The 11,623-nt window shown below is 66.2% G+C and carries 10 protein-coding genes and 1 pseudogene; 8 read left to right on the top strand and 3 right to left on the bottom strand.

Annotation, left to right across the window (positions count from 1 at the left end; all coding sequences use genetic code 11):
• Position 1 precedes the first annotated feature (1 nt).
• Genes EET10_RS23825 through EET10_RS23840 form a run of 4 tightly spaced genes read left to right on the top strand, consistent with a single transcriptional unit; the run spans position 2 to position 3,522 of the window.
• Entirely contained in the window at positions 2 to 1,222 is a 1,221-nt protein-coding gene (locus EET10_RS23825; protein ID WP_036405089.1) for a metal-dependent hydrolase family protein, read from the top strand.
• Positions 1,206 to 1,625: a nuclear transport factor 2 family protein gene (locus tag EET10_RS23830; protein WP_036405088.1), complete on the top strand. Its 420-nt coding sequence runs from the start codon at positions 1,206 to 1,208 to the stop codon at positions 1,623 to 1,625. Before EET10_RS23825 ends, EET10_RS23830 begins: the two co-directional genes overlap by 17 nt.
• Positions 1,622 to 2,710 (top strand): acyl-CoA dehydrogenase family protein, encoded by a 1,089-nt coding sequence (locus tag EET10_RS23835; protein ID WP_063466628.1) that lies wholly within the window; start codon positions 1,622 to 1,624, stop codon positions 2,708 to 2,710. Before EET10_RS23830 ends, EET10_RS23835 begins: the two co-directional genes overlap by 4 nt.
• A complete protein-coding gene (locus EET10_RS23840) occupies positions 2,707 to 3,522 on the top strand; it encodes an acyl-CoA dehydrogenase family protein (protein WP_122502551.1) in 816 nt (271 codons plus the stop codon). Before EET10_RS23835 ends, EET10_RS23840 begins: the two co-directional genes overlap by 4 nt.
• Positions 3,523 to 3,538: 16 nt before the next feature.
• Here EET10_RS23840 and EET10_RS32050 read toward each other — a convergent pair.
• Together EET10_RS32050 and EET10_RS23850 are read right to left on the bottom strand one after the other, a co-directional pair.
• Positions 3,539 to 4,935 (bottom strand): annotated as a pseudogene (locus tag EET10_RS32050) (ATP-binding protein).
• A 223-nt stretch (positions 4,936 to 5,158) separates the two neighbouring features.
• A complete protein-coding gene (locus tag EET10_RS23850; protein WP_122502552.1) occupies positions 5,159 to 6,334 on the bottom strand; it encodes an acyl-CoA dehydrogenase family protein in 1,176 nt (391 codons plus the stop codon).
• Between the two features lie 197 nt (positions 6,335 to 6,531).
• Here EET10_RS23850 and EET10_RS23855 point away from each other — a divergent pair, with 197 nt between their 5' ends.
• The 4 genes from EET10_RS23855 (at position 6,532) to EET10_RS23870 (ending at position 10,313) form a co-directional block, all read left to right on the top strand.
• Positions 6,532 to 7,185, top strand: a complete 654-nt coding sequence (locus tag EET10_RS23855) for a TetR/AcrR family transcriptional regulator (protein ID WP_036405084.1) — start codon at positions 6,532 to 6,534, stop codon at positions 7,183 to 7,185.
• A 199-nt stretch (positions 7,186 to 7,384) separates the two neighbouring features.
• Positions 7,385 to 8,587, top strand: a complete 1,203-nt coding sequence (locus EET10_RS23860; RefSeq protein WP_036405082.1) for a cytochrome P450 — start codon at positions 7,385 to 7,387, stop codon at positions 8,585 to 8,587.
• 23 nt (positions 8,588 to 8,610) lie between these two features.
• Positions 8,611 to 9,462, top strand: a complete 852-nt coding sequence (locus EET10_RS23865; protein ID WP_036405081.1) for a mycofactocin-coupled SDR family oxidoreductase — start codon at positions 8,611 to 8,613, stop codon at positions 9,460 to 9,462.
• A 20-nt stretch (positions 9,463 to 9,482) separates the two neighbouring features.
• A complete protein-coding gene (locus EET10_RS23870; RefSeq protein WP_122502849.1) occupies positions 9,483 to 10,313 on the top strand; it encodes an SDR family NAD(P)-dependent oxidoreductase in 831 nt (276 codons plus the stop codon).
• A 509-nt stretch (positions 10,314 to 10,822) separates the two neighbouring features.
• Here EET10_RS23870 and EET10_RS23875 read toward each other — a convergent pair.
• Entirely contained in the window at positions 10,823 to 11,623 is an 801-nt protein-coding gene (locus EET10_RS23875) for an SDR family NAD(P)-dependent oxidoreductase (protein ID WP_036405079.1), read from the bottom strand.

Here is an 11,623-nt window from a genome sequence, read left to right on the forward strand (position 1 = left end):
GGTGATTACGGTCAAGGCCGCCGGGCTGCTCGACATTGATGCCGGCGAGATCGTCCGGCCCGGCGTGGTGCGGGTGGACGGCGACCGGATCGTCGGCATCGGTGGCGCTGCCGAGGGTGAAGTGATCGATCTGGGAGACCAGATCCTGCTGCCCGGGCTGATGGACATGGAAGTCAATCTGCTGATGGGCGGGCGCGGTGAGAAGCCCGGGCTGTCCCAGGTACAGGATGACCCGCCGACGCGGGTGTTGCGTGCGGTGGGAAATGCCCGCCGGACGTTGCGTGCCGGGTTCACCACCGTGCGCAACCTGGGCCTGTTCGTCAAGACCGGCGGGTACCTGCTCGACGTCGCGCTGGGCAGGGCCATCGATGCGGGGTGGATCGACGGACCTCGAATTGTGCCTGCCGGCCATGCCATTACGCCGACCGGGGGCCATCTCGACCCGACGATGTTCGCCGCCTTCGCACCGCACGTGCTGGATCTGACCGTCGAGGAGGGCATCGCCAACGGCATCGACGAGATCCGCAAGGCGGTGCGTTACCAGATCAAGCACGGCGCCCAGCTGATCAAGGTCTGCTGCTCGGGCGGAGTGATGTCGCTGACCGGACCGCCTGGCGCACAACACTATTCCGACGAAGAGCTGCGCGCCATCGTCGACGAGGCGCACCGGCGCGGGCTGCGGGTCGCCGCGCACACGCATGGCGCCGATGCGGTCAGGCACGCCGTCGCCGCCGGCATCGACTGCATCGAGCACGGTTTCCTCGTCGACGACGAGGCGATCGCGATGATGGTGCAGCACGGCACGTTTCTGGTGTCGACCCGGCGCCTGGCCGACGGCAACGCGATGGACGTCTCCCATGCCCCGCCCGAGTTGCGGGCCAAGGCCGCGGAGATGTTCCCGCGGGCGCGCACCTCGATAGTGGCCGCTTACCACGCCGGCGTGAAGATCGCCGTCGGCACGGACGCACCGGCGATACCGCACGGCCGCAACGCCGACGAGCTGGTCACCCTCGTCGAGTGGGGCATCCCGCCGCTGGCCGTGCTGCGGGCCGCCACGGTGACCGCCGCCGAGCTGATCAACGTCGCCGACCGGGGCAGGCTCGCGGATGAGCAATTGGCCGACATCATTGCGGTGCCGGGAAACCCGTTGGAGGACATCGCCGTTACCCGCAACGTCGGCTTCGTCATGAAAGGCGGCAAGGTTTATGCCCAGCAGAACTGACGACCTGGTCGAGATCCAGCAGTTGCTGGCACGCTATGCCGTCACCATCACCCAGGAAGACATCGAGGAACTGCTGAGCGTCTTCACGCCCGACGGGACCTACAGCGCCTTCGGCGACACCTACCACCTCGACAGGTTCCCGGAATTGGTGGCGGCGGCCCCAAAGGGCCTGTTCCTCACCGGAACTGCGGTGGTGGAACTCGACGGTGATTCGGCAACCGGTACCCAGCCGCTGTGCTTCATCGAACACGCCACCCACGACATGCGGATCGGCTACTACCGCGACACCTACCTGCGCACGTCCGACGGCTGGCGACTGAAAACCCGGGCGATGACGTTCATTCGGCGCAGCGGCGCGCACGACTCCGGGCGCCCGCACGCCGTCGGGCGTCCCGCCCCGTGAATGTCGAACAATTCCGGGCCGGCCTGCGCGCGTGGCTCGACGAGCACGATCTGACGCCCGGACCCGACCACTCGCTGCGGGGCCAGATGCGGCAACTCGCGCGTGTCCACCACGCTTTGTACGCCGCCGACTGGATGCGCTACGGCTGGCCGGTTGAAGTCGGCGGGTTGGGCGGGCCCGCGCTGCTGCGCGCGATCGTCGGCGAGGAAGTGGTCGGCCGCCGTCTGGCCGAACCGGGTCCGTATTCGATGGTCGAGGTGCTCGCGCCCACGATGATCGATTATGCGCCGGCAGAACTCGCCGCACAGCTGGTGCCGCGGCTGCTGAGCGGTTGCGAACACTGGTGTCAGGGCTTTTCGGAGCCGGGGTCGGGCAGCGACCTGGCGTCGTTGTCCACCCGCGCCACCCCTCGCGGGGACGAGTGGATTGTCAACGGGCAGAAGGTCTGGACCAGCTTTGCGCAGTTCGCCACCCGGTGCATCCTGCTCACCCGGACCGCGCCGGGGCATGACGGACTCACCGCGTTCTTAGTCGACCTGGACACGCCCGGCATCACCATTCGTCCGCTGCGCACCATGCACGGCGTCGACGAATTCTGCGAGGTCTACTACGACGACGTGGTGATCCCGGCCAGCCGGATGCTCGGCCGCCCCGGCGACGGCTGGCGGCTCGCGATGGACCTGTTGCCCTATGAGCGCTCGACGTGCTTCTGGCAACGGATCGCCTATCTGTATTCCCGATTCGATGCGCTGATCACCGAGGCCGACAACCCTGACGAATCAGAGCTTGGCGCAGCCTATCTCGCGTTGCACACGCTACGCTGCCGATCCCGCGCCACCCAGCACCGACTGGCCGACGGCGCGCGGCTCGGGCCGGAGACCTCGATTGACAAGGTGCTGTTGGCAACCGCCGAGCAACGCCTCTACGACACTGTTCGCGACCTGCTGCCTGGAACACTCGAGCTCGTCGACACAGCGTGGCGGTCGGAGTACCTGTACTCGCGTGCGGCGACCATCTACGGCGGTACCGCCGAGATCCAGCGCAACATCATCGCCCGCCGGTTACTCGACCTCGGGAAGGAATGACGTTGGAGCCGACCGATTCCGAGTCGCTGCGCCTGCTGACCGACTCGCTGCGAACGACGATGGCCGGCGCGTCCGGCGGCCGCCTCGACGCGGCGTTGGCCGACCTGGGCTGGCTGGACATGCTCGACGACATGCCGGATGTCGCAATACCATTGGTATTCCGCCTACTCGGTCAGGCCGGTGCACATGCGCCCGTCGTCAACGACGTTGTGCTGCGTGCGGCCGGGCGTGCGGGTGGCGGCACCGTGGCGCTGCCGTTCGCCGGCGGTTCGTGGGTGCTCTGGGAGCGTGGGGATCTTGGGACATCGACACTGGATGGCGAGCTGCCGATACACCCTGTAGCACAAGCTGATTCACTTCCCCCGCCGGCCGTGGCCGCGGGCCGGCGGGCGCTGGGCTGGTGGCTGGTCGGCACCAGCCGGGCGATGCTGACGCTAGCCCGCCGGCACGCGCTGGACCGGGTGCAGTTCGGCAGGCCCATCGCTTCCTTCCAGGCGGTCCGGCACCGGCTGGCCGAGGCGCTCGTCGCCATCGAAGGTGCCGAAGCCACCGTGCAGGCCGCCACCGACGAACCCGGCGAGCTCGCGTGCTTGCTCGCCAAAGCCGCAGCCGGCCAGGCCGCACTGACCGTCGCCCGCCATTGCCAGCAGGTGCTCGGCGGTATCGGTTTCACCGCCGAACACCGGCTGCATCGCCACGTCAAGCGGTCGCTGGTGCTCGACGGGCTGCTGGGGAGTTCACACGAGCTGGTGCGGGATATCGGAGTTACTTTGTGCTCCAAGGGGTTTGCTCCCCAGCTGGGTCAGCTCTGAAGTGCTGCCAGCGCTGTCAGAGGTACATCCCGGCCGGCGCCTGAGCTCGGTAGCGACCGTTGCCCACCTCCGCGAGCAGCGTCGCTGTGCTGACGTTTCCGTCGTCGCCGGACAGCACGGCTCGGCGCACGATTTCGCGGATGTCGCTGCCGCTGGTGTTCTCCGGCAGCGCGGCCACGACGGTGGCGGCGTCGACGGCGCGACCGCCGGGAAGGTCGCGTAGCAGCGCCGCCAGAATGCGGGCGGCGTCGGTGCGACCGGGATAGCCGACTTCGATGACGGAATCGAACCGCCCGGTGCGGATGGCCGCCTTGTCCAGGGTGGCGGCGTCGTTGGTGCAGGCCAACGTCAGGATGCGGGCGTCGGGCTCAATGTCCATGGCCCGCAACAGCTCCGACAGTCCAGCATCGGCGCTGGCGCGGTCCCGGCACCACAGGTCGACATCTTCCAGCACGAGCAGCACCGGCCCTCCGAGACGCTGTGCTTCCTCCACGACAGCGGTCAGCAGCTGCGCACCGGCCTTCGCCTCGACGTCGATGACGGTGAATTCCCCGACGACTTCCCTGGCTACCACAGCGCGCACCGCCGACTTCCCGGTGCCGGGTGGACCGCACAGCAACACACCGCGCCGCGCGCCGAGGCTGTGTGCGTTAAGGAGGCCGTGCCGGTCGCGCACGGCGATCACGCCGAGGTCGACCTCGGCCCACACCTCGTCTGCGACGATCACGTTCTGGCGCGTCGCGGTCGAGGGCAGGTCGATGACCGTCAAGCTCAGGCCGTGCCTATTGGTGGCGCGCACCGCCCGGCCCCGGTACGGGTTGAGTTCGTTTCGCACGTTCGGCGAGGCGGTCCAGCACCCCGCGGGCCTTAGCCTGGTTGTCCGGAGTCACATACGTGCTCACTTCGGCTGAGTACTTGACGTTTTCACGTGTTTCGATCCGGATGACGCATCCGGTGCCGTCGAGCAGCGTCCCGGCGGGAAAGTGCACACTCAAACACAGCGGGTGGCGGTAACGCTGCCCGCTGATCTCGGTCTGCGTCCACTTGGGCGGGTGGGCGCACTCGCCCGGACCAATCTCGCAGACCTCTGCGTGCTCATCGATCCACTCCGCCAACACCAGCGCACTGGTCAACCGAGACACCGGATTGAGTTCGCGTTGCTCATCGAGCAGGTGCGCAATCGGCCACACCCAGACAGCGGGCGGTGAACCGGTCGGCGTTTTCGGCGCCCTCGCGCTCGGCGACGCCGACCAGCAACTCACCAAGTGCACGCAGCGCGGCACGCACATCCCAGTCCAGACCGTCGAGCCATGCGTTGACGTCGGTGATCGGCCGGCGGCGCGCATCGGCGCCGCCGGTGGCTTCGGCGGTCAGATCGGTCAGCTCGACCAGATCGTCATGGGTGAGGTTCATCGGCTTTCTGATGGTTTGCATTCGTCACAAGGGCAGTCGAATAGGACTGCACCCGGGCGGACGGTGGTCAACCGAATTTGCGGCCCAGTCCGATTCAACTGCGGCGCAACGAGATCGAGGCCGGGTTGGCCGAGCCTCGGCTGGCCGCCAGCTGAGCCGCGGCAGTGAATCTCACGACACAACACGCCGGCGCGGCGTCGTGCGGTTCACGCTCGCAACGGGTCTAACGGCGCGGGAGGCCGAGGATGCGTTCGGCGATGATATTGCGCTGGATCTCCGAGGTGCCGCCGGCGATGGTGCCGGCGAAGCTGCGCGCATACCGGTCGAACCAGCTGCCGTAGTGGTCGTCGAGGTTCAGCGGCGCGAAGGGGGCCGTCACCGAAGGGTGCAGGAGCCCGTCGGCTCCCGCGGCGTTCAGCGCATCCTCGGAGGCACGCTGCAATGCCTCCGAACCGAGCAGCTTGAGCACCGACTGCGCGGGCACATCTTCGTCTCCGCGTGCGGCCCGGGCCAGTGCCGCAGACCCCAGCAGCCGCATCGCGTGAGTATCCATCACCAGGGTGGCGTAGCGATCGCGCTGCAGCACATCCGATGGAGTGAAATCGATTGTCAACTCGCCCAACAGGTTTGCGTATCCCAGCCACAGCATGACGCGTTCGTGCCCCAGTGAACCGGTTGCCACCCGCCAGCCTGCGTTGAGCTCTCCCACCAGATTCTCGGCCGGTACCCGCACATCGGTGAAGAACACCTCGTTGAACTCCACATCGTCGTGACCGCACACCGACGGAAACGGCCGTCGCACCACACCGGGAGTATCCGTGGGGATCAGCAGGACACTGATGCCCTTGTGTTTCAGAGCTTGGGGGTTGGTGCGCACGAACGTCAGCAGCACATCGGCGTCGTGGGCGCCCGAAGTCCACACCTTCTGTCCGTTGACCACGAAGTGGTCACCGTCGAGCACCGCCCGCGTTGTCAACGACGCCAGATCCGAACCGGCGCCGGGTTCGCTCATGCCCAGCGACGCTGTCATCTCGGCCCGCAGGATCGGCACGGCCCAGCGCCGCTTCTGCTCCGCAGTTCCGAACGACAGCAACGATTCAGCGATGATCCCCACACCTTGCGGGTTGAAGCTGCGATAGATTCGCCGCCGGGCCAATTCCTCGGAGTACACGTACTGCTGCACAAGAGAGGCGTTGCGGCCCCCGAACTCCGGCGGATTGCCAGGCAGCAGCCACCCGTTGTCGAACAGCAGCTGCTGCCAGCGGCGCGCCCACGCCGGCACATGTGAGCACGATCGCGGCCGCTGCATCCCCGCCGCCTCGTCGGGCAGATGATGGTCGAGGAACGCGACGAATTCGCGGCGGAACGCTTCGACATCGGCATCAAAGGTCAGCTGCACGGCACTCCTGAACGCCCGCTCTCTCGATCGCGCTTCCCAAACACGCGGGTAAGAGAATAGTATTCTCGCAACGAGGAAGTTACAATCTCCACGACATCGTCGGCAAGCCCGTGAGGAGGTCGAACGCAGCGATGCCACGGCGTTCTCCGGTACAGTCCAACCATGTTTTGTCCCCGCGGCAGTCATCCGAGCCGCCCGTGACCAACCCCAGCGAAGAGCCGGCCTGGAAGCAGCGCGCCGTCGAACGGTCCATCAAGACCGCGAAATTGCGGGCGGCACAGCGGGTTCAGCGTTTCCTGGATGCCGCGCAGGCGATCATCATCGAAAAGGGCAGCACGGATTTCACCGTCCAGGAAGTCGTGGACCGCTCCCGCCAGTCGTTGCGGAGCTTCTATTTACAGTTCGACGGCAAGCACGAGCTCCTGCTTGCGTTGTTCGAGGATGCGCTGAGCCGTTCGGCCGACCAGATCCGGGCCGCTACGGACGGCCACCCCGACCCGCTGGAGCGGCTGAAGGTCGCTATCGAGCTGTTGTACGAGGCCTCACGGCCCGACCCTACCGCCCAGCGGCCCCTCTTCACCGACTTTGCGCCGCGCTTACTTGTTACCCATCCGGCCGAGGTCAAGATCGCTCATGCGCCCCTGCTGGCGTTGCTAACCGAGCTCATGGAAGACGCCGGTAAAGCCGGCAAGCTGCGCGTAGACGTCAATCCGCGGCGGATGGCCGCCATGACTATGCAGACCGTCATGTTCATTGCGCAGTCCAGCGGCGGCAAAGACGAGGCGACAGCCCATCCCATCACCGCCGGCGAGGTATGGGACTTCTGTTCGCGCGGCTTCGCCGGCGCGTAGCGGTCCAACGAATATCGCGCTCTAGGCGCACCAACCGAACCTATTGAGAACTCGATTCTCCATGATTAAGAATGATAAATAGCAGAAACGAATCCGGCGTTGACACCCATTGGTGAATGATGACAGAGTTCAGATGCGGCACGATTCGCGCTCCCATGGGGGAAACGGGTGAGCGCGTTCCGGCGAGAGGCGATAACCCGTGACAGTCACCGCAGCTAGCGACGTGTATTTCGATCCGTACGACGTGGAGCTCAACGCCGACCCCTACCCGATGTTCCGCCGGCTCCGCGACGAGGCGCCGCTGTACCACAACCCCCGGCACGACTTCTACGCGCTGAGCAGATTCGCCGACGTCGAACAGGCGATCGTCGACTATCAGACGTTCAGCTCGGCCAAGGGCGCGATCCTGGAAATCATCAAGGCCAACGTCGACATCCCGCCGGGCGTTCTGGTATTCGAGGACCCGCCCATTCACGACGTTCACCGTAAGTTGTTGTCACGCATGTTCACCCCGCGCAAGATCAGCGATCTGGAGCCGCAGATCCGCGAATTCTGTTCGCGCAGTCTGGATCCGCTGGTCGAAACCGGCAAGTTCGACTTCGTCGCCGACCTCGGGGCACAGATGCCGATGCGGGTCATCGGCATGCTGCTCGGCGTGCCCGAGGAAGACCAAGAAGCCGCACGCGATTTCGCCAACGCCCAGCTTCGGACCGAGGCCGGCAAGCCGATGAAGGCTTCCACTGACGGCATGGCCAGCGGTGACTTCTTCGCCCGCTACATCGATTGGCGCGCCGAGCATCCCGCCGACGACATCATGACCGAACTACTCAACGTCGAGTTCGAGGACGAGACCGGAACGGTGCGCCGGCTCAGACGCGACGAACTTCTCACCTATGTCAGCGTCGTGTCCGGTGCGGGCAACGAAACCACCACCCGGCTGATCGGCTGGGCAGGCAAAGTGCTGGCCGAGCATCCGGATCAGCGCCGCGCGCTGGTCGACAATCCGTCGTTGATTCCGCAGGCCGTCGAGGAGTTGCTGCGATACGAGCCGCCTGCTCCGCACGTGGCCAGGTATGTGACCCGTGACGTCGAGTACTACGGCCGACAGGTGCCCGAGGGCAGTGTCATGATGATGCTCATCGGAGCGGCCAACCGCGACCACCGCCAATTCCCGCCCGGCGGAGACATTTTCGATATCCGGCGCGAACCGCGTCAGCACCTGACGTTCAGCGTCGGGACCCACTACTGTCTGGGCTCGGCGCTGGCCCGGCTGGAGGGACGGATCGCGCTCGAGGAGATCCTCACGCGCTTCCCCGAATGGGATGTGGACCTCGCCAATGCCAAGCTGTCCCCCACCTCCACGGTGCGGGGCTGGGAGACCATGCCGGCTGTCATCAGCTGAGCTGCTTGAGAAATGAGGTAACGATGGCGCAGGACCGTCAAGGCCGGGTTGCGGGGAAAGTCGCCTTCATCACCGGGGCGGCGCGCGGTCAGGGCCGCAGCCACGCGGTGCGATTGGCCCAGGAAGGCGCCGACATCATCGCCGTCGACGTGTGCAAACCCATCGTCGCCAACACGACCATCCCGGCCTCGACTCCCGAGGACCTCGCCGAGACAGCTGATCTCGTCAAGGGCCACAACCGCAGAATCTTCACCGCCGAGGTCGACGTGCGCGACTACGACGCGCTCAAAGCCGCGGTGGATACGGGTGTAGAGCAGTTGGGTCGGCTGGACATCATCGTGGCCAACGCCGGGATCGGCAACGGCGGCGACACCTTGGACAAGACCACCGAACACGACTGGCAGGAGATGATCGACGTCAACCTCTCGGGCGTCTGGAAGACGGTCAAAGCCGGTGTGCCACATATCCTCGCCGGCGGCAACGGCGGTTCGATCATCCTGACCAGTTCGGTGGGCGGTATGAAGGCCTATCCGCATTGTGGCAACTATGTCGCGGCCAAACACGGTGTGGTTGGCCTGATGCGGTCGTTCGCAGTCGAGTTGGGGCAGCACATGATTCGGGTCAACTCGGTGCATCCGACGCATGTGCGCACCCCGATGCTGCACAACGAGGGCACCTTCAAAATGTTCCGTCCGGACCTGGAGAATCCGGGTCCCGACGACATGGCCCCGATCTGCCAGATGTTCCACACGCTGCCGATTCCGTGGGTCGAGGCCGAGGACATCAGCAATGCCGTGCTGTTCCTGGCCTCCGACGAATCCAGGTACATCACCGGAGTCACCCTGCCCGTCGACGCGGGTGGCTGCCTGAAATAGGGTTCCTGCCCATGGACGGAATTACCGGATTCGCCGGGCGCGGGGCGGTCATCACTGGGGGCGCGAGCGGTATCGGTTTGGCTACGGCCACCGAGTTCGCCCGTCGCGGCGCGGCCGTCGTGCTCGCCGACGTCGACCAGCCCGGGCTCGAACAGGCCGTCACGCACCTGCGTGCCGGCGGGTTCGAGGCGCACGGTGTGTCGTGCGACGTCCGCCATCTGCGCGAAGTCACCCATCTCGCCGACGAAGCGTCCCGACTACTGGACCGCGTCGACATCGTCTTCAGCAACGCCGGCATCGTCGTCGCGGGTCCGATCGCCGACATGACGCACGACGACTGGCGCTGGGTGATCGATATCGACCTGTGGGGCTCGATTCATGCCGTCGAGGCATTCTTGCCGGGGCTGCTCGAACACGGCGGTCACATCGCGTTCACCGCATCCTTCGCCGGGCTGGTGCCCAATGCTGGCCTCGGGGCGTATGGCGTTGCCAAGTATGGCGTCGTCAGCCTGGCCGAAACCCTGGCGCGCGAGGTCAAGGACCGCGGAGTCGGCGTTTCGGTCCTGTGCCCCATGGTCGTTGACACCAAACTGGTCTCCAACTCCGAACGAATTTGCGGCGCGGATTACGGGTTGTCGGCAGCACCGGACGTGACGGGGACGGCCGGTACGCTGCCGGCGCAGGATGACAGCCTCACCGTAGACGACGTCGCGCGGCTGACGGCTGATGCGATTGCGGCCAACCGGCTCTATGTGCTGCCGCACCAGGCCGCCCGAGCCTCCATCCGCCGCAGGTTCGAGCGTATCGATCGCACCTTCGACCAGCAGGCCGCCGAGGGGTGGCGGCACTAAGGCCATGCCATCGGCCACAGCAGTCACCGGCCGAGGGAGACCATGCAAAAAGTCGCGTCTCACAGCGACTGTGAAGATTGTTTGGCGACCCCGTCGCGTTCGCTGTCCGTTTGTCGTGCTTCGAGGGCGTCCGGTGTGCGCTTACGGCGCCGAGTGTGCTTCGACGGCGCCGAGTGTGCTTCGACGGCGTCGAGTGTGCTTCGACGGCGCCGAGTGTGCGCCGACGGCGTCGAGTGTGCTTCGACGGCGCCGAGTGTGCGCCGACGGCGCCGAGTGTGCGCCGACGGCGTCCAGTGTGCGCCGACGGCGCCGAGTGTGCTTCGACGGCGCCGAATCTGCCGCCAGGGCGGGCATATCGTGATATTCCCGCCCTACGAGCACGCCCAAACCCGTCACCGCACACTCGATGCGGCGGCAACACCGTCGACCCGGTGAGCACGCGAGTGTGGGGCATCCGAGGCTGGCACCAGGCCTTGCTCAACGGCTACCACACCAAGCCGGCAGCCTGGTTAGCCTAGCCGGTAGTCGCCGGTCTGCGAGCCATGATGCCAGCCACCCGCGGCGTGCGTACCACCGTCCACGTGCAGCGTTTCACCAGTGAGGTAACTCGACATGTCAGAGGCGAGAAACACCGCGACACTCGCGATTTCGTCGACGCGTCCGGAACGCCCCAACGGCACCACGGTGCCGATGCCGGCCAGCTCCGCGCCCCCGCCGAGGCGCTCCAGGCCTTCGGTCAGCGTGATATCCGGCGCGATCGCGTTGACCCGGATGCCGTACGGCGCCAGTTCCAGAGCCGCAGTCTTGGTGTAGCTGATCACGCCGGCTTTGGCCGCGGCGTATGCCGCGTAACCCGGTGCGGCGCGCACGCCTTCGATCGAGGTCACGTTGATGATGCTGCCCGGCAGGCCTGCAGTCACCAACCCTCGCGCAATACGCTGCGTGCACAGCAGCACGTGACGTAAGTTGGAGCGGTACAGCGTATCCCAACCGTTCTCAGTGGTCTCCAGCAGCGGTGACGCGAACACGCCGCCGGCATTGTTGACCACGATGCTCGCCTGGCCCAATTCGGCTTCGGTGCGCTGCAGTGCGGCGTCGACCTGGACGCTGTCCCGGACATCGGTGATGATGCCCAGTACTCCGACGGATTCGGCCGCCTGCGTGCATGTTTCGGGGTCACGTTCCCAGATGGCCACCGAAGCGCCGAACGCCGACAGGCCGGCAGCGATACCGCGCCCGATCCCCGATCCGCCGCCGGTGACCACCGCGACGCGGCCATTGAGCAGGATGTTCGACGGGTCAATCGCCAT

The sequence above is a fragment of the Mycobacterium pseudokansasii genome (assembly GCF_900566075.1).
Lineage (GTDB): Bacteria > Actinomycetota > Actinomycetes > Mycobacteriales > Mycobacteriaceae > Mycobacterium > Mycobacterium pseudokansasii.